Consider the following 18,861-nt stretch of genomic DNA (forward strand, 5'->3'; position numbering starts at 1 on the left):
GCGGCGCCTTTGCCTAGTGCGGCATCTGCGGTGACGGTACCGCCAGCGGCACCGGCGCGAACTCCACCCGGTTCCGGCCGGCGCGCTTGGCGCGATACATCGCATCGTCGGCGGCGCGCAGCAGCAGGTCGCGCGAGGCGCCATGCATCGGATAGATCGCCACGCCCACGCTCGCGCCGATCTTCACCGTGGCGACGTTGGGCAGCAGGAACGGCTCGCTCAGCGCCTCGCACACCGCGTTGCCGATCCGCGCGATCGGCTCGACGTCGGTCAGCCCCTCGACGATCATCGCGAATTCGTCGCCGCCCAGCCGTGCCACCGCATCGGCCCGGCGCACCGTCGTCCGCAGGCGATCGGCGATCTGCTTGAGCAGTTCGTCGCCCGCGGCATGGCCATGCGTGTCGTTGACCGGCTTGAACCCGTCGATGTCGATATAGAACACTGCGATCAGCACGTTGCGCGCGCTGCCGGCCTCCAGCGCCTTCTCGAACTTGTCGACGAAGAACAGGCGGTTGGGCAGCCCGGTCAGCGGATCGTGGATCGCCTGGTGGCGCGCCGCGGCCTCCGCCTTCTCGCGCTCGGCGATCTCGCGGTGGAGCTGCACGTTGCGCTCGGCGAGCTGGTTGGCCAGTTCCTGCTCGCGGCGCCGCGCGATCCACAGGTCGAGGAAGATCCGCACCTTCGCGGTCAGGATATAATCGTCGATCGGCTTGGCGATATAATCGACCGCGCCCGCCTGATAGCCGCGCATGCGGTGGAGGTCGGTATCATAGGCGGCGGTCAGGAAGATGATCGGGGTGTTGTGCTGCTCGTCCCCGTCGAGGATCGAGGTCGCGACCTCATATCCGTCGATGCCGGGCATGTGGACGTCGAGCAGGATCAGCGCGAACTCATGCTCCAGGCAGGCAAGCAGCGCCTCCTCGCCATTATGCGCCTCGATGAGGTCCGCCCCCGAATGCGCGAGCAGCTTGCGCAGCGCGTGCAGGTTCGCCGGCTGATCATCCACCATGAGGATCTTGGGTCGGTCTTGCGGGGAAGTCATGCGTTGAGGCAGATGTCGCTGACCACGCCGCCGATCTCGGCCAGCGGCAACAGGAAATCGGCCCCCGCGACCGCAAGCGCAGCCGAAGGCATTTCCGGAGCTTCCGCTTCCTCAGGCAATTGCACGATGGAGATTCCCCGTCTCTGGCGTACCGAGCTCAGCCCCCGTGCACCATCATCGTTGGCCCCCGTCAATATGATTCCGATCAATTTTTCCCGATAAGTCCATGATGCAGACTCGAAAAGTATGTTGATCGAGGGGCGGCTGTAGCACTCCCGGGCATCGACCGAGAGCGCGAAGCGGCCGTCGGATTCGATGTGGAGATGATAGTTTCCGGGCGTCACATAGATCGTGCCGGCTTCCGGATACTGGCGTTCGCACGCCTCGGTCACGGGCAGTGTCGAATGATGCCCCAGCAGGTCGCACAGCCCGGAGACGTCGTCCGACCGGAAATGGCACACCACCAGCACCGGCCGCGTGATCAGCGGCGAGAATTGCGCGAACACTGTCGAGAGTGCGCGGATGCCGCCGCTGGAGCAGCCGATCACGATCGCCCCCGCCGACGGGTCAGTCACGCCGGACCCCGGTGTTGCGGAAGATCCGCGCGCGCTTGTCGACGGGCGCCAGTTGCGGCGCGGTCGTCGTGAACTGCAGGCTTTCCTTGGTGCCGAGGCACAGGAAACCGCCGCGCGCCAGGCTGCGGGCGAACAGGCCCACCACCTGGTCCTGAAGAACATTGTCAAAATAGATCAGTACGTTGCGGCAGAGGATAAGCTGCGCCTCGCAGAACGGGCCATCCACCGTCAGGTTGTGATTGTGGAAATGGATGTTCCGGCGCAGCCGGTCGTCCATCTTGATGTGCTCGTAGCCGGCGTGACAATAATCGGTGAAGGTGCGGGTGCCGCCCGCCTCCAGATAGGATCGCGCATAATCGCGCGCATAGCGCAGCGGGTAGATGCCTTCCTTCGCGCGCTCGATCGCCACTGTATTGAAGTCGGTCGCGTGGATCGTCGTCCGGTCGTAGAGCCCGGCTTCCTCCAGCAGGATGGCGAGCGAATAGGTCTCCTCGCCATGCGCGCACCCCGCCTGCCAGATCACGATTCGCGGCCAGGATGCGAGCACCGGCAGCACCTCTTCCCGCAACGTCCGGAACACGAACGGGTCGCGGAACATCTCGGATACCGGCACGGAAATGCTGGCGATGATTTCGGTCAGCAGCGCCGGTTCGCGCATCATCCGTGTGGTAAGATCGAGGATGCTGCCGCCTGACAGCGTCTCGGCGGCCTGCTTGACCCGCCGGCGCAGTGATGCCTGGGCGTAATGATGCAGATCGTAGCCGTGGCGTCGCTGGAGGGCGAGCAGGAACAGCTCGACCTCGATCGCCTCCTCGTCCAGATCGTCGGCGGCGATCATCGCGTCAGCGGCCGCCAAGCCAGACCTGCATCTGCGATAGCAGCCGGTCGAGGTCGATCGGCTTGGGCAGATAGTCGCTGGCACCGGCGTCGAGGCATTTCTGGCGATCGTCCATCATCGCCTTGGCCGTCAGCGCGATGATCGGGATGTCGCGGTAGCGCGGCCGCTGGCGCAGCTGCCGCATCGCCTCATACCCGTCCATTCCCGGCATCATGATATCCATCAGCACGAGTTCGATGTCGTTCTCGCCGTCGAGCAGGTCCAGCGCCTGCTGGCCGCCCTGCACCACTTTCACGACGAGCCCCTGCGCGCGCAACGCCTTGGCCAGAGCATAGAGGTTGCGCACATCGTCGTCGACGATCAGCACGTTGCGCCCCTCCAGCGATCCGGTCTGCCCCTGGTCGGGGGAGGGCGCGCGCATCGAGTGGAGGAACAGGCTGACCTCGTCGACCAGCCGGTCGAAAGAGCGCGCGCCCTTGATGACGACGCTGTCGGTATATTCGTGGAGCCGCAGATTCTCTTCCGGCGTCAGGTCGCGACCCGAATAGACCACCACCGGCGGAATCTCGCCATGGCCGCGCGCCTCGGCGAGGAATGTGAAGCCGTCCATGTCCGGCAGGCCCAGGTCGAGCACGATGCAGTCGAACCCCGATTCCGCCAGCTGCGCAAGGCCGGCAGCACCGGTCTCCGCCTCAACGATCTCGAGCCCTGGCGCCGCGATCAGCTTGCGGACGGACAGGCGCACGCCGTCATCGTCCTCCACCACCAGCACGCGGCGCATGCGTTCGCCGGCATAATGTTCGAAGCGGCCGAACACGTCCGAAATGTCCTCGCGCGTCACCGGCTTGGTGAGGAATCCGATCGCTCCCAGCGCGCGGGCACGCGGCGCCTCGTCGGTCGCGGAGATGAAATGCACCGGGATGTGACGCGTCCCGTCATCCTCCTTCAGCCGCTCGATCACCGTCCAGCCGTCCATGCCGGGCAGCATAACGTCGAGCAGGATGCCGCGCGGCTTGTAGCGACGGGCAAGCGCGATGCCGCTTTCGCCGTCGCCCGCGACCAGCCCGGCATAATTTTTGGAGCGCACGACATCGAGCATGATCTTGGCGAAGCGCAGATCGTCCTCGACGATCAGGATCGAGGCCGCGCCCGGCTGGATCAGCCGGCGGTCGTCGCCGACGACGTCGGTGGGGATCACCTCGCTGCCCGGAGACACGATCGCGGGCGGGTCGGCGCGTTCGGCGGGCTGTACCGGAACGGGGGCGGAGGGGGGCAGCGCCGGCACCGGCAGCGCCACTTGCGACGTCGCCTCGATCCGCTCCGGCAAGGTGAGCGTGAAGCGGCTGCCTTCGCCCAGCTTGCTCTCCAATGTCAGGTCGCCACCCAGCGCGCGCGCCAAATTGCGGGCGATCGCGAGGCCCAGCCCGGTGCCGCCATATTTCCGGCTGGTGCTGGCATCGACCTGCTCGAACGCCTCGAACACCTTGCCGAGCTTGTCTTCCGGAATGCCGATGCCGCTGTCCTGTACCGCGATCCGGATCATCCCTTCGGCGGCACCGCGGCCGATCGTCACCGCCACCCCGCCGGCGCTGGTGAACTTGAAAGCGTTGCTCAGCAGGTTGTTGGTGATCTGGCTGAGCTTGGCGGTATCTGTGCGGATCGCCTCCGGCGCGCCATCCTCCACCGTCACGTCGAACGTCACCGCCTTCTCGGCGGCGACATGGCGGAAATGACGCAGCAGTTCGCCGGCGAGGTCGCCCAGCCGCAGGTCGTGCGCGGCCAGCTCCATCCGACCCGATTCGATCTTCGAAAGATCGAGGATGTCGTTGATCAGCCGCAGCAGGCTGGCGCCCGCCTCATGAACATATTGCGCCGATTCGACATCGTCCGGACCCAGATTGCCGCTGCGGTTCTGCGCCAGCTCGCGTGAGAGGATCAGCAGGCTGTTGAGCGGCGTCCGCAGCTCATGGCTCATGTTGGCGAGGAATTCGGACTTGTAGCGGCTGGCCTTCTCCACCGCGCGCGCCTTGTCCTCGATCTCGGCCTGGGCAAGCTCCACGCGGCGCTTTTCCTCGGCGAGCTGGTCGGTGCGCTGGCGCAGCTCCTCGTTGGAGGCCTGCAATTCCTCCGTTTGCGCGCGCAGCTCCTCTTCGGACGCGCGCAGCCGCTGGGCGTTGGTCTGCAACGTCTCGTTGGTTGCGCGCAATTCCTCTTCCTGCGTGCGCAGGCTTTCCTCGGATGCCTTGAGCTCGATCGCCTGCGCCTGGGTTTCGGACAGCAGCTCCTGCGTGCGCCGCGCGCGCATGAGGTTTTCGATCGAAAGACCGAGCACCGGCAGCAGTTCGGCCATGAAAATATCGTCATCGGCATCGAAGGGCGCGATCGCGGCGAGTTCGAGCATCGCCATCAGCCGATCCCGCACGATGATCGGCACGATCCAGAGCGCAGAAGGGGCGATATCGCCGCTGCCCGACCGGACGCGGAAATAGTCCGGCGGCAGGTCGGAAAGCCGCAGCGGCTGGCGGCTGACCGCGGCCTGGCCGATCAGCCCCTCGCCCGGGCGAAAGCGAAGCGCGGCGCTATCAGCACCGTCGAGGCCAATCGCCCCGGCAAGCCGCAGCGTCTCGCCATCGCTGTCCGGGATGTAGAAGATCGCGATCTGCGCATCGACGCAGCCGGCCAGCGCCTGCAGCAGCCGCTGCGCGAAATCCTCGATGCCGTCGGTGGATTGCACGGCCGCCATCGTCGCCGCGACACTGGCTTTGACGGTCGCGACCCGATCCAGTTCCTCAAGATGGAACTGGAAGCGCGTGAGCCCGCGTGCGAGTTCGCCCAGTTCGTCCCCGCGATGGACGCCGTCGACCGTAAAATCGCGGTCGCCGCGGACGAGCCTTGTCATCAGTTCGGCGGCGCGCGTCAGCGGCGCCACCACCTGCCGCTGGGTAAATCGCAGTGACAGCAGCACGATGGCGATGCCGATTCCAAGCGTGATCCAGCCGACGGTCTGGACCAGCGACAGCAACCGGTTCATCCGTGCGTTGCGCACCTCGAGCAATTTTTGTTCTTCGCGCTGCCCGCGGGTGATCTCGCTGAGCAGGCGGTCACGGATATCTCGGCCGCGCAGCAGCAATTGTTCGATCGTCTCTGCCGAATCGCCACGCCGGATGGCCGCTTGCATCGGGATCACCGCGTTGGCGCGCCATTCGTCGACTAATGTGCCGATCCGCTGCAGCCGCACCTGCTGCGCGGGATTGTCCGTGGTCAGCCGGTCGAGTTCCTCCAACACGGTGTCGAACTCGTTCTGTCCGGCACCCATCTGTCGCCGGGCGGCGGCGCCCCGAAGCACCATCGCATCCTCGAGCCCGGCCTCGCTGTCGGCTGCCGCGAGGCGCAGTCGGTCGAACGCGCGCAGCACGCCCTGGGTGTGGGTGGCCCAGTCGCTGGCCTCGGCCAGGTTGCTCTGGACGACGATGTTGATGCCGCGGGTCGCGACGATCATCAGCAGCAACAGGCCGAATGCCGCGATCAGCTTCCAGCGCACCGAGATGCGCTGCAGCCAGTTGTCGCCATGCCGGGTCAGGTCCCCCGCGCTGTCGGTCGTCGAGGTCGGGAGCGCGTCGGGCATGGATGCGGGCCTTCGGGAAGCGATTGGGCGACCGGGGTTTTCTGGCGGCGCCCTCCGGCGATGTCCAGACTATCCACCATATCGCGCCGAACGCTCGGGCGGCCTTCCGATTCGCACCGTTGCATTGGCGGCCGGCTTCCCTTAAGGGGCCCACTTTCCGCGATTCAAGGGACTGTCCGGCTGTAATGGGCTGCCGAGGCCGTCCGCGATCGTCGATCATGAGGAGACGAAAATGCCCAAGCTCAAGACCAAGAGCGGTGTGAAGAAGCGCTTCAAGATCACCGCGACCGGCAAGATCAAGCACGGCGTGGCCGGCAAGCGCCACCGCCTGATCAGCCACAACGGCAAGTATATCCGCCAGAACCGCGGCACCTCCGTCCTGTCCGAAGCCGATACGGCGACGGTCAAGGCCTGGGCCCCCTACGGCCTGCGCTAAGAGGAGCACTGACGAATGGCACGTGTAAAGCGCGGTACGACGACGCGGGCGAAGCATAACCGCATCCTCGACCAGGCGAAGGGCTATTATGGCCGTCGCAAGAACACCATCCGCATCGCCCGCCAGGCGGTGGAGAAGGCCGGTCAGTACGCCTATCGCGACCGCAAGGTTAAGAAGCGGAACTTCCGCGCGCTGTGGATCCAGCGCATCAACGCCGCCGTGCGCGCCGAGGGCCTGACCTACGGCGTGTTCATGCACGGCCTCAAGCTCGCTGGCATCGACCTCGACCGCAAGGTCCTGGCCGATATCGCGATGCATGAGGGTGAGGCGTTCAGCGCGATCATTGCGCAGGCGAAGGCCGCTCTTCCCGAAGGCGCGCGCGTCGCTGCCTGAAGGCTGAGGCCGGCGCGGTCGTCCGCGCCGACCCCATGAGGAAAGAAGGCGCCGGTGGGATCTCCCGCTGGCGCCTTTTTCTGTGTCAGCGAATCGCGCGTTCGATCGGCGTGTCGCCGTCCGCGCGCAGCACCCGCGCCGCCGGGTCTGCGGGCAGCAGCGGCGGCTGCGCCAGGAAGCGCGGCGCGCTGCCGCGGTGCGGCCGCGCGGAATGGACGAGGAACGGGTGGCACAGGTAGACGCTGCCCGCCCGGCCCACCGCCGGAACCTCCGGCCGTGTGTCCGACCCGCCGAACCCGCCCGCCGCCAACTCCCTGAGCGTCAGCCCCGCGTTCCCCGCCGGCGCCAGCGCGCGGGCGACGTCGACATGCGATCCGACGCGGATGCGCGTCGGCGCGTCGTCGATGCCGACGTCGGAGAACAGGAATAGCAGCAACAGCGCGCGGCCGCGGCTGAAGATGTTGGCGCGCCAGTCGAGAAAGTCGGGCGCCTCGGTGCCGAAGCTGACATCGATATGCCAGCCGGTGTCGCCGGGATCCGCCGGGCTGGGGAAGCGCACCGGGAAAGTGCCGATCGCACCCAGCCGTTGCCAGCGGCCGGGGCCGACAAGCTGGTCGAAGGCGCCCTCCAGCAGCGGGCTCTGTGCCGCCGCGCGAAACGGCGGCTGGGCATAATGGCCCAGGCGGACGACGGGCTGGTGCCAGCTCGCCGGGTCGTCGGGGCGTGCCAGGCAGGTCACGCCACAGAATGTCGCGCGCCGTGCTGGCGATGTCGGCCGGAAAGGCCTGATCGATGCGGACGAAGCCGCATGTGATGAACTGCTCGATGGCGTTCGGGCGCAAGGCGCGCCCCGCGTCGCTTTCGAAAGGCATGACGTCTATATCTCATGTCGCTTGCCCCCGACCCGGTGGTACCGGCGGGGCGATGCACTGGGGCGGCCCGGATGAAGGGCCGGCGGCCGGTGATCAGCGCAAACGCAGTGAGAAGATCGTCATAGCAACAGCTTCACCTGCAAGCGGGCAGATCTTACTTGGCAGCCGGGGCCAGCGCGTTGCTTACCGCGTCTGCCGCATTGCCCTCGGGAGCTGCCGCCGCCTCATTGTTGCCGCCGCCATTGGCCTCGGCAGCGGCCGCATCGCCATCGGGCGCCGCTGCTGCCGCCGCGGGTGCTGCCGGCAACGGCAGGTTCGAGCCCTGCTGGTTGAGGTAGATCATCAGATTGGCGCGATCCTCGGGCTTGGAAAGGCCGGCGAAGGTCATCTTCGTGCCCGGTGCGAACTTGCGCGGCGAGGTCAGCCACGCGTTCATCTTCGCGAAGTCCCAATTGCCGCCCACCGCCTTCAGCGGATCGGAGAAGGCGAAGCCGCCCTTGCCCTGGCCGATCGGCTCACCCATCGTGCCGAACAGATTGGGGCCGATGCCGTTGGCGCCGCCCTGGTTCACTGTGTGGCAGGCCGCGCATTTCTTGAACACCTCGGCACCCTTGCCGGCGTCGGCGCTGGCAAGCAGCGTCTCGATCGGCGGGCCGGCATCCGCGCCGCCGCCTTCGCCTTCCAGTTCGACGCCCTCGATTGGATAGCCCATCTTCTCGGGCCGCTCGGGGTGGAAATATTCGCCCGTCAGGATCGAGAGGCCCAGCGCTGCGATACCACCAGCGAGAACCCAGCCAGCGATCGTGTTGAAGCGATTGTCCATGCGCCCCCGAACCTCTCTCGATACCAGCCCATCCCTGCAGGCCTATGACCTTCCCATAGAATCGGGCGTGCGGGCGCGCAAGCGCCAGACGGCGTGCAGATCGCGCATGCGCGCGCTTGCGGACGCGCGTGGGGCTGGCTAAGCGCGCACGCCACAATGGAAAGCTTTCCCGCCCCCGCCCGGCCGATCGTTGCCGGCATGATCGAGGCCGCCGCGCGCGAGCCGCACCGCGCCGTCGCCTTCCAGGGCGCCCCGGGCGCCAATTCGCATATCGCGGTGGCGCAGGCTTTTCCCAACGCCTTGCCGCTGCCCTGCTTCAGCTTCGAGGATGCGATCGATGCGGTGCGCGAGGGGCGCGCCGACTGCGCGATCATCCCGATCGAAAATTCGCTGCACGGCCGCGTGGCGGACATGCATTTCCTGCTGCCCGAATCGGGGCTGGTGATCACCGGCGAACATTTTCTCGGCATTCATTACTGCCTCGTCGGCCTGACGCCCGACGCGCAGGTGACCGAGGCGATGAGCCATCCGCAGGCGCTGGGCCAATGCCGCCATTGGCTGCGCAAGCACGGCATCCAGCCGGTGCCCTATCCCGACACCGCGGGCGCGGCGGCGCTCGTTGCGGAGATGGGCAATCCGAAGATCGGCGCGATCGTGCCGCCGCTCGCGGCCAAGACCTATGGTCTGCCGATCCTCGCCACCGGACTGGAAGATGCCGCGCACAACATGACGCGCTTCGTCGTCCTTGCGCGTGGATCGGGCACCGTGACCGGACCGGGGCCGTTCATGACGACCTTCATCTTCGAGGTGAAGAATGTCCCCGCCGCGCTCTACAAGGCGCTGGGCGGCTTCGCGACCAACGGCTTGAACATGACCAAGCTGGAAAGCTACCAGCGCGGCGCCAGCTTCGCGGCGACCGAATTCTATTGCGATATCGAGGGGCATCCCGACGATCCCACGCTCAGCCGCGCTCTGGAGGAACTGAAGTTCCACACCAAATGGGTGCGTGTGCTCGGCACCTATCCGCAGGCGCGCAAGCGGGGCTGACCTCGCCACACCGACCGCTAGCCGGGTGTTTGCCTATTTTGCGTGCAATTGCTGCATCGCAAAAGAATAGGCTTGCGCGATATGTATATCCATGACAGCTTCATAACGTCCGGACACAGACGTTCGGAAGATTCATAACCGGCCACGTCCAACGAGGGGCATGGCCGGCGCGCCGCTCCCAGGGGAGCGCGCAAGGCAAAGACGCCGCCCGAACCGGTCCCCCAATGGCCGTGATTCGAGGCGGTTTTTTTCATGCCCTCAACGGATCGGATTTGGCGTGGGGGTCGCCATCCGGGGTCCGAAGAGCAGCGCGGAGCCGTTCGATGAACAAGGGATTCTGGAATGCGGGCCATCGCCCGACATTGTTCGCTGCTTTCCTCTATTTCGACCTCGCCTTCATGGTGTGGGTGCTGCTCGGCCCGCTCGGGCCGGACATCGCCAAAGATCTCGGGCTGAGCCCCGCCGAAAAGGGCTTCATGGTCGCGGTGCCGACGCTCGCCGGCGCGATCCTGCGCATCGTCAACGGGCTGCTGGTCGACAAGATCGGCCCCAAGCGCACCGGCGCGATCAATCAGGTGATCGTCATCGTCGGGCTCGTCACCGCCTGGGCGCTCGGCGTCCACAGCTTCATCGGCACGATCGCGGTCGGCGTGATCCTGGGCTTTGCCGGCGCTAGCTTCGCGGTCGCGCTGCCGCTCGCCAGCCGCTGGTATCCGGCCGAGCATCAGGGCACCGCGCTCGGCATCGCCGGCATGGGCAATTCGGGCACCGTGCTCGCCGCCCTGTTCGCGCCCGCGCTCGCCAAGGCGTTCGGCTGGAACGCGGTGCTCGGCCTCGCCGCGATCCCGCTCGCGATCGTCTTGGTCATCTATCTGGCGCTCGCCAAGGATGCGCCCAACCAGCCCGCGCCCAAGCCCTTCACCGCCTATCTCGAGCCGCTGAAGGCTGCGGATGCCTGGTGGTTCATGCTGTTCTACGGCGTCACCTTCGGCGGCTTCGTCGGCCTTTCCGCCTCGCTCAGCATCTATTTCACCGATCAGTTCGGGCTGACCACGATCGTCGCGGGCTATTGCACCGCCGCCTGCGTGTTCGCCGGATCGATGGTGCGGCCGATGGGTGGCGCGCTGGCGGACCGGATCGGCGGCACCCGCACATTGATGCTGGTCTACACATTGGCGGCGGTCACACTCGCCGCGATCAGCACCGGCCCCGCCAACCTGCCGATCGCGCTCGGCCTGTTCGTGGTCGCGATGCTGGCGCTGGGTGCCGGCAATGGCGCGGTGTTCCAGCTCGTGCCGCAGCGCTTCGGCAAGGAAATCGGCGTGATGACCGGGCTGGTCGGCTTCGCCGGCGGACTCGGCGGCTTCTACCTCGCCTCCTCGCTCGGCCTCGCCAAGCAGATCACCGGCAGCCCGCAGCTCGGCTTCCTCGTGTTCGCCGCGCTGGCGGTGGTCGCGCTCGGCAGCCTCACATTGGTGCGCCGCCGCTGGCAGCGGACCTGGGGTGCGGCGCTCGCCGGCGCGCGGATCTGATGCGCGGGCTGTATGCCCTCCTTGTGGCCGGGGCGGCGCTCGCCCCAGCCGCGGCCACTGCCCAGAGCGTGGCCGAGGGCTTCACCCCAATTGTCGATGCCCGCCTGCGCTATGAGGGCGTCGACCAGGATGGCCTGCCGCGCGATGCCGATGCCGTCACCGCGCGGGTGCGCAGCGGCTTCGAATACAAGCGCGGCGCCTTCGCGGTGCTCGCCGAGGCCGAGGCGACCTTGGCGATCTCCGGCCGCTACAACAGCACCACCAACGGCAAGACGCTGTTTCCGACCGTCGCCGACCCCGAGACGGTCGAGCTCAACCGCCTCCAGCTCCAGTATCGCGGGCTGCCCAAGACGGTGCTGACGGTCGGCCGTCAGCGCATCAACCTCGACGATCAGCGCTTCGTCGGCTCGGTGGCGTGGCGGCAGAACGAGCAGACCTTCGATGCCGTCCGCCTCGAAAGCCAGGCGCTTGGCCCGGTGATGCTCGACGTCACCTATGCCTGGTCCGATCGCACCATCTTCGGCGTCGACAGCGCAATCCAAGCGATCTCCGGCGATAATCTGCTCGCCACCGCGGGCGTGAAGCTGGGGCCGGTGACGGTGAAGGGCCTCACCTTCCTCATCGATCAGGACGAGCCGGGGAAGCGGATATTCTCCAGCCAGACCTATGGCGCACGCGCGGTCGGCGCCTTCCCGCTCGGCGACAAGGTCAAGCTCGGCCTGATCGCCAGCTTCGCCCGCCAGTCCGACTGGCAGAGCAACCCCAACGATTATCGCGCCGATTACTGGCTGGGGGAGGCGGCGCTGACCGCCGCCGGCGTCACCGTGACCGGCGGCTATGAGGTGCTGGGCGCCGGCAAGGGGAGCGCCGGCACCGCCTTCCAGACGCCGCTCGCCACCGCCCACAAATTCCAGGGTTGGGCGGACAAGTTCCTGACGACCCCCGCCAACGGCATCCGCGATCTCTACGCCAGCGCCGGTTACGCGCTGCCGAAGACGCCCGCAGGCCCCGTCAGCCTGCTCGTCGCCTGGCACCGCTTCGACAGCGACCGCCTCTCGATCGATTACGGCACGGAGTGGAACGCGCAGATCGGCGTGAAGCCGACCAAGCGGATCAGCCTCCTCGCCAAATTCGCCGCCTATGACGCCGACCGCTTCGCGACCGATACGACGAAGCTGTGGCTCGAACTCGATTATGTCCTGTGAGGATCCAGCCATGACCCACATTCAGCAACGCGAACATCTCGTCGTGATCGGCAACGGCATGGCCGGCTGCCGCGCGGTCGAGGAAATCCTCGCGCGCGATCCGCACCGCTACAAGGTGACGATCTTCGGCGCCGAACCGCATGTGAACTACAATCGCATCATGCTTTCGCCGGTGCTCGCAGGCGAGAAGAGCTTCGAAGAGATCGTGATCAACGACCGCAGCTGGTACATCGATCATGGCATCGAGCTGATCGCCGGCGACCCGGTGACCGCGATCGACCGCGCCGCGAAGACGGTGACGTCGAAGGCGGGCCGGACGCTGTCCTACGATCGCCTGTTGATCGCCACCGGTTCCGACCCCTTCATCATCCCGGTGCCCGGCAAGGATCTGCCGGGCGTCATCAGCTTCCGCGACATGGCCGATGTCGATGCGATGCTCGCCGCGGCGGCGGCGGGCGGCGATGCGGTTGTGATCGGTGGTGGCCTGCTCGGGCTGGAGGCGGCGCATGGCCTCTCGCTGCGCGGCATGAAGGTCACCGTGCTGCACCTGATGCCGACCTTGATGGAACGGCAGCTCGACGAGGCGGCAGGCTGGCTGCTCAAGACCGCGCTCGAAGGCCGCGGCCAGACGATCATCACCGGCGCCGATACCGCCGAGATTGTCGGTGACGGCAAGGTGGAAGGCGTACGGCTGAAGGACGGGCGCGAGATCCCTGCGAGCCTGGTGGTGATGGCGGTGGGCATCCGCCCCAACACCGCGCTCGCCCGCGACGCCGGCCTTGCGGTCGGCCGCGGCATCCAGGTCGATGACGATATGGTCACCTCCGATCCCGCGATCCTCGCGGTCGGCGAATGCGTCGAGCATCGCGGCCAGGTCTATGGCCTCGTCGCGCCGCTGTGGGAGATGTGCCGCGCGCTGGCGGACGGCTGCACCACCGGCTGCACCGGCTATGAGGGCTCGGTCACCTCCACCAAGCTCAAGGTCTCCGGCATCGACGTCTTCTCCGCCGGTGACTTCTCCGGGGGCGACGGCGCAGAGGACATCGTCCTGCGTGACGCCGCGCGCGGGGTCTACAAGCGCGTCGTGGTGAAGGATGACCGCGTCGTCGGCGCGGTGCTCTATGGCGATACCGCGGACGGCAGCTGGTATTTCGACCTGCTCAAGAAGGGCGAGGATATCTCCGACGTCCGCGACGCGCTGATCTTCGGACAGGCCTTCGCCGCCGGAGGCGGCGCGGCGGACCCTAAGGCGGCCGTTGCGGCGCTCTCGGACGATGCCGAGATCTGCGGCTGCAACGGCGTGACCAAGGGCAAGGTCGTCGCGACCATCCAGGGCGGCGCCTGCACGCTCGATGCGGTGCGCGGCAGCTGCAAGGCCTCCGCCTCCTGCGGATCCTGCACCGGCCTCGTCGAAAGCCTGCTCGCGCTGACCTTGGGTGGCGATTATGCCGGCGAGCGCGCGGTCAAGACGATGTGCAAATGCACCAGCTTCGGCCACGACGATGTCCGCCGCGAGATTGTGCTGCAGAACATGGTCTCGATCCCCGAGGTGATGCAGAAGCTGCACTGGTCGACGCCCGACGGCTGCGCCTCGTGCCGCCCCGCGCTCAACTACTACCTGCTCTGCGCCAACCCCGCCGACTATGTCGACGACCAGCAGAGCCGCTTCGTCAACGAGCGGATGCACGCCAACATCCAGAAGGACGGCACCTATTCGGTCGTGCCGCGGATGTGGGGCGGGCTCACCACCCCGCAGGAACTGCGCGCCATCGCCGATGTCGTCGAGAAGTATGATGCGCCGATGGTGAAGGTGACGGGCGGCCAGCGCCTCGATATCTTCGGCATCAAGAAGGAGGATCTGCCCGCGGTGTGGGCCGATCTCAACGCCGCCGGCATGGTTTCCGGCCACGCCTATGGCAAGGCGCTGCGCACGGTGAAGACCTGCGTCGGTTCCGAATGGTGCCGCTTCGGCACGCAGGATTCGACTGGCCTCGGCGTGAAGCTGGAACGCGGCTTCTGGGGAAGCTGGATGCCGCACAAGTTCAAGATGGCGGTCAGCGGCTGCCCCCGGAACTGCGCCGAGGCGACGATCAAGGATTTCGGCGTGGTCTGCGTCGACAGCGGCTATGAACTCCATGTCGGCGGCAATGGCGGCATCCACGTCCGCGCCACCGACCTGCTGGTCAAGGTCGGCAGCGAGGAGGAGGCGATGCATTATGCCGCCGCCTTCGTGCAGCTCTACCGCGAAGAGGCGCGCTATCTGGAACGCACCGCGCCGTGGATCGAGCGCATCGGCCTCGCCTACATCAAGGCGCGGGTGGTGGAGGATGAGGAGGGGCGCGACAGCCTCGCCTCGCGCTTCTGGTACAGCCAGCAATTCTCGCAGGACGATCCGTGGGAGCAGCGCGCCGCCGGCGTCGACCGCAACCTGCACCGGCCGCTGGCCGAAGTCCGCCCGCTTCCCGCTTTCGAAGGAGCCTGATCCGATGATGCCCGAATGGCTCGACGTCGGTGCCGAAACCGATATTCCGCTGCGCGGCGCCCGCACCGTGAAGGTCGCCGGCGGCGAGGAGATCGCCTTGTTCCGCACCGGCGCGGGCGCGATCTACGCGCTGGTCAACAAATGCCCGCACAAGGGCGGGCCGCTCAGCCAGGGCATCGTCCATGGCGACAGCGTGACCTGCCCGCTGCACAACTGGGTGATCAGCCTCGCGACCGGCGAGGCGCAGGGCGAAGACAAGGGCTGCACCCCGACCATCCCGCTGAGGGTGGCGAGCGGCCGGGTGCTGATCTGCCGGCAATCCACGCTGGGACTGGCGGCGTGAGCAGGCACGGGAGCCGCACAAAAAGCCCTCTCCCGCACTTCGCGGGAGAGGGTTGGGTGAGGTCGCGAGCGAAGCGAGCGTTCTTCGGCGCCGATCTATCCCCACGCTCGGTGCCCGAAGAACAAGAAGAAGCCTCGCTGCGCTCGGCCCCTCACCCAACCCTCTCCCGCCAAGTGCGGGAGAGGGCAGTAAGGCGTCCATCTCGGCCATTGGAGCCTATCCGATACCCCTCTCCCCATAGGGGAGAGGGCAAGTGATCAAAACCACCTGCGCCTATTGCGGCGTCGGCTGCGGCATCCTCGCCACCCCCACCGGCGATCGCAGCGTCACCATCGCGGGAGACCCCGACCACCCCGCCAACACCGGCAAACTCTGCTCCAAGGGCACCCATCTCGGCGACACCGTCAGCCTCGAGGGCCGGCTGCTCCACCCCGAGATCGCCGGCCGCCGCACAAGCTGGGATCGCGCCATCACCCATGTCGCGCGCCGCTTCGCGGACGCGATCGCGAAGCACGGGCCCGACAGCGTCGCCTTCTACGTTTCCGGCCAGTTGCTGACCGAGGATTATTATGTCGCCAACAAGCTGATGAAGGGCTTCATCGGATCGGCGAACATCGACACCAATTCGCGGCTGTGCATGTCGAGCGCGGTCGCCGGCCATCTGCGCGCGTTCGGCGAGGATGTCGTGCCGGCCAGCTATAACGATCTCGACGACGCCGACCTGATCATCCTCATCGGCTCCAACAGCGCCTGGTGCCACCCGATCGTCCACCAGCGCATCCAGGCCGCCCGCGCCGCGCGCGGCAGCAAGCTGGTGGTGATCGACCCGCGCCGCACCGAGACCTGCGAGGGCGCCGATCTCCATCTGCCGCTGCGCCCCGGCACCGACGTCGCGCTGATGAACGGGCTGCTCGCCCATTGCCGCGCCGAGGGCATTTGCGATGAGCAGTATATTGCACAGCACCTGAACGTGCCCGACGGCTTCTGGGACGGCATCGACGCCTGCGATCTCTGGTCCACCGCGCGCACCTGCGATGTGCCGCCGGCTGACCTGCGCCGCTTCTACGAATTGTTCGCGCGCACGCCGCGCACCGTCACCTTGTTCAGCCAGGGCATCAACCAGTCGCTGCGCGGCACCGATCAGGTCAACGCGATCATCAATGTCCACCTCGCCACCGGCCGCATCGGCAAGCCGGGCGCGGCGCCCTTCTCGATCACCGGCCAGCCCAATGCGATGGGCGGGCGTGAGGTCGGGGGGCTCGCCTCCACGCTTGCCGCGCACATGGATTTCGCGCCCGAGAATGTCGCGCGCGTCCAGCGCTTCTGGTCGGCGCCGCGGATGGCGGAAAAGCCGGGGCTGAAGGCGGTCGACCTGTTCCGCCGCATCGGCGAGGGCAAGGTAAAGGCGCTGTGGGTGATGGCGACCAACCCGGCGGTGTCGATGCCCGACGCCGGCCGCGTCCGCGAGGCGCTGGCAGCCTGCCCCTTCGTCGTCGTGTCCGACTGCATCGCCGACACCGACACCACCGCTTTCGCCCATGTGAAGCTGCCCGCCGCCGGCTGGGGCGAGAAGGACGGCACCGTCACCAATTCCGAACGCGTGATCAGCCGCCAGCGCCCGATCTTCGCCGCGCCCGGCGAGGCGCGCGCGGACTGGTGGATCATCACCCAGGTCGCCCGTGCGATGGGCTGGCGCAACGCCTTCGCGTTCGAGCGGCCCGCCGATGTGTGGCGCGAACATGCCCGCCTTTCCACCTATCAGAATGGTGGCACGCGGCTGTTCGACCTGCGCGCGCAGGTTGCGCTCTCCAACGCCGATTATGATGCGATGGCGCCGTTCCGCTGGGGCGGCCGGCCCTTCGCCGATGGCCGCTATTCCACGCCGGACGGTCGCGCGCGGCTGCTGCCGGTGGCGCAGGCGCCGCTCCAGCCGGTGCTCGCCGACTGGCCGATGACCCTCAACACCGGCCGCTATCGCGACCAGTGGCACACGATGACGCGCACCGGCCTGTCGGCGCGACTCAGCGTCCACCGGCAGGAGCCTTTGGTCGAGCTGCACCCGGAGGATGCGCTGGCGCTGGGGCTGGGCGAAGGCGCGCTCGCCCGCGTCGCGACGCCGCAGGGTGCCAGCGTCTACCGCGTCCATATCGAGCCCGGCCAGCGCCGCGGCGAGGCGTTCGCGCCGATCCACTGGACTGATCGGCAATCCACCGGCGGCCGCACCGGGCTGCTGCCGCGCCCGCTGGTCGATCCGCATTCCGGCCAGCCCGGCTTCAAGGCGACGCCCGCGCGGGTCGAGGCGGTGGCGCCGGCGTGGCACGGCTTCATGGTATCCGCCGAGGAACCGGCGCGTGCCGACGCACTTTATGCAACGCGCATCCGCGCCGGCGCCGGCTGGCTGGTCGAGTTCGCGGGGGAGGGCGATCCGCAGGCCTTCCTCGCCGCGATGCTGCCCGCCGGCAGCCGGATCGAGGCGAGCGACGCCAAGCGCGGCCGCTATCGCGTCGCGGTGCTGGAGGGGGATCGGCTGAAGGCGGCGATCATGGTCGCCCCCGCCGGCACCCGCCTGCCGACCCGCGACTGGCTGGTCGCGCAGCTTGCCGCCGCCGAGCCGGACTCGCCGATCGCGCTGCTCGCCGGCCGCCCGGCGACGCCGCAGGCCGATCGCGGCCCGATCGTCTGCGTCTGCTTCGATGTCGGGCTCAAGACCCTGATCGCGGCAATCACCGAACAAAGGCTGGCGAGCGTCGAGGCGGTCGGCGCCGCGCTCTCCGCCGGCACCAATTGCGGCTCATGCCGCCCCGCGATCAGCAAGCTGATCGGTGATGCCCAGGAGGCCGTGAATGGTTGATCCCCTGATTGCCCCCGGTGAGGTCTGGCTGGTCGGTGCCGGCCCCGGTGACCCCGACCTGCTCACCCGCAAGGCCGAGAAGCTGATCCGCGCGGCGAGCGTGGTGTTCTATGATGCGCTGGTCGGTTCCGGCGTGCTCGATCTGGTGCCCGGCCATGTCCGGCTGGTGCCGGTCGGCAAGCGCTCCGGCCGCCACTCGAAGGATCAGACCAGCATCAACGATCTGCTCGTCGCAGCCGCGCTAGCGGGCGAGCGGGTGGTGCGGCTGAAGGGCGGCGACCCCTCGATCTTCGGCCGCTCGATGGAGGAAATGGCTGCGCTGACCGACCATGGCGTGCGCGTGCGCATCTGCCCCGGCATCACCGCGGCGAGCGCCGCCGCGGCCGCCGCCGGCGTGTCGCTCACCTTGCGCGGCTTCGCCCGCCGCCTGCAGTTCGTCACCGCCCACGCCCGCGCCGGCGAAGCGCTGGATCTGGACTGGCACGCCCTCGCCGACCCCGGCGCGACCCTCGCCGTCTATATGGGCCGCGCCGCCGCCCCCGAAATCGCCCGCGCCCTGATCGCCCACGGCATGGCGGCGGACACGCCAGCGCTGGTGGTGATCAACGCCAGCCTCCCCGACGAACTGATGCTGCGCACCCGACTGGACCTGCTGCCCTTCGCGGTGGAGACGATCGCGGACGAGGCGCCGGCGCTGCTGCTGATCGGGCAGGCGGTGGCGGGGGCGGGCGAGGCGCAGGGCGAGCGGAGCCGGATCGCCGCCGCCGGGCACGCGGCCGCGCGCTGACATCAAGGCG

General features: G+C 67.7%; 15 protein-coding genes. 9 read left to right on the forward strand and 6 right to left on the reverse strand.

Annotated features, from left to right (window positions below; all coding sequences use genetic code 11):
* Positions 1 to 13: 13 nt before the first annotated feature.
* Genes FHS96_RS10470 through FHS96_RS10485 form a run of 4 tightly spaced genes read right to left on the reverse strand, consistent with a single transcriptional unit; the run spans position 14 to position 6,080 of the window.
* Positions 14 to 1,006, reverse strand: a complete 993-nt coding sequence (locus FHS96_RS10470; RefSeq protein WP_429590495.1) for a diguanylate cyclase — start codon at positions 1,004 to 1,006, stop codon at positions 14 to 16.
* Positions 1,007 to 1,038: 32 nt separating this feature from the next.
* Positions 1,039 to 1,617 (reverse strand): chemotaxis protein CheB, encoded by a 579-nt coding sequence (locus tag FHS96_RS10475; RefSeq protein WP_429590498.1) that lies wholly within the window; start codon positions 1,615 to 1,617, stop codon positions 1,039 to 1,041.
* Positions 1,610 to 2,473, reverse strand: a complete 864-nt coding sequence (locus FHS96_RS10480; protein ID WP_429590501.1) for a CheR family methyltransferase — start codon at positions 2,471 to 2,473, stop codon at positions 1,610 to 1,612. The genes FHS96_RS10475 and FHS96_RS10480 overlap by 8 nt, the downstream gene beginning before the upstream one ends.
* Complete coding sequence (locus FHS96_RS10485; RefSeq protein ID WP_429590504.1) at positions 2,460 to 6,080, reverse strand: hybrid sensor histidine kinase/response regulator; 3,621 nt, start codon at positions 6,078 to 6,080, stop codon at positions 2,460 to 2,462. The genes FHS96_RS10480 and FHS96_RS10485 overlap by 14 nt, the downstream gene beginning before the upstream one ends.
* A 232-nt stretch (positions 6,081 to 6,312) precedes the next feature.
* On the opposite strand from FHS96_RS10485, the gene rpmI reads away from it, so the two are divergent.
* Both rpmI and rplT read left to right on the forward strand, forming a co-directional pair.
* Positions 6,313 to 6,516, forward strand: a complete 204-nt coding sequence (gene rpmI / locus FHS96_RS10490; protein WP_025294633.1) for a 50S ribosomal protein L35 — start codon at positions 6,313 to 6,315, stop codon at positions 6,514 to 6,516.
* Positions 6,517 to 6,531: 15 nt separating this feature from the next.
* Positions 6,532 to 6,909 carry a 50S ribosomal protein L20 gene (rplT, locus tag FHS96_RS10495; RefSeq protein WP_025294634.1) on the forward strand — a complete coding sequence of 126 codons (378 nt, stop codon included), beginning with the start codon at positions 6,532 to 6,534 and terminating at the stop codon, positions 6,907 to 6,909.
* An 85-nt stretch (positions 6,910 to 6,994) separates the two neighbouring features.
* Here rplT and FHS96_RS10500 read toward each other — a convergent pair whose 3' ends face one another.
* Positions 6,995 to 7,648: a phytanoyl-CoA dioxygenase family protein gene (locus FHS96_RS10500; RefSeq protein ID WP_429590507.1), complete on the reverse strand. Its 654-nt coding sequence runs from the start codon at positions 7,646 to 7,648 to the stop codon at positions 6,995 to 6,997.
* A gap of 287 nt (positions 7,649 to 7,935) precedes the next feature.
* Entirely contained in the window at positions 7,936 to 8,604 is a 669-nt protein-coding gene (locus tag FHS96_RS10505) for a c-type cytochrome (protein WP_429590510.1), read from the reverse strand.
* 156 nt (positions 8,605 to 8,760) lie between these two features.
* On the opposite strand from FHS96_RS10505, the gene FHS96_RS10510 reads away from it, so the two are divergent.
* The 7 genes from FHS96_RS10510 (at position 8,761) to cobA (ending at position 18,851) form a co-directional block, all read left to right on the forward strand.
* Positions 8,761 to 9,651, forward strand: coding sequence for a prephenate dehydratase (locus tag FHS96_RS10510; RefSeq protein WP_429590513.1), 891 nt, complete (start codon positions 8,761 to 8,763; stop codon positions 9,649 to 9,651).
* Between the two features lie 323 nt (positions 9,652 to 9,974).
* A complete protein-coding gene (locus FHS96_RS10515; RefSeq protein ID WP_429590516.1) occupies positions 9,975 to 11,183 on the forward strand; it encodes a nitrate/nitrite transporter in 1,209 nt (402 codons plus the stop codon).
* On the forward strand, positions 11,183 to 12,388 hold the full coding sequence (locus FHS96_RS10520; RefSeq protein ID WP_429590519.1) for an alginate export family protein: 1,206 nt from the start codon (positions 11,183 to 11,185) through the stop codon (positions 12,386 to 12,388). The genes FHS96_RS10515 and FHS96_RS10520 overlap by 1 nt, the downstream gene beginning before the upstream one ends.
* A gap of 10 nt (positions 12,389 to 12,398) precedes the next feature.
* Complete coding sequence (nirB, locus tag FHS96_RS10525; protein WP_429590521.1) at positions 12,399 to 14,870, forward strand: nitrite reductase large subunit NirB; 2,472 nt, start codon at positions 12,399 to 12,401, stop codon at positions 14,868 to 14,870.
* 4 nt (positions 14,871 to 14,874) lie between these two features.
* Positions 14,875 to 15,213, forward strand: a complete 339-nt coding sequence (gene nirD / locus FHS96_RS10530; RefSeq protein WP_429590524.1) for a nitrite reductase small subunit NirD — start codon at positions 14,875 to 14,877, stop codon at positions 15,211 to 15,213.
* A gap of 253 nt (positions 15,214 to 15,466) precedes the next feature.
* Positions 15,467 to 18,064 carry a molybdopterin-dependent oxidoreductase gene (locus FHS96_RS10535; protein WP_429590527.1) on the forward strand — a complete coding sequence of 866 codons (2,598 nt, stop codon included), beginning with the start codon at positions 15,467 to 15,469 and terminating at the stop codon, positions 18,062 to 18,064.
* Positions 18,057 to 18,851: a uroporphyrinogen-III C-methyltransferase gene (gene cobA, locus FHS96_RS10540; protein WP_429590529.1), complete on the forward strand. Its 795-nt coding sequence runs from the start codon at positions 18,057 to 18,059 to the stop codon at positions 18,849 to 18,851. Before FHS96_RS10535 ends, cobA begins: the two co-directional genes overlap by 8 nt.
* Positions 18,852 to 18,861 lie beyond the last annotated feature (10 nt).

The organism is Sphingomonas zeicaulis (assembly GCF_050433225.1).
Taxonomy (GTDB): Bacteria; Pseudomonadota; Alphaproteobacteria; order Sphingomonadales; family Sphingomonadaceae; genus Sphingomonas_D; species Sphingomonas_D zeicaulis.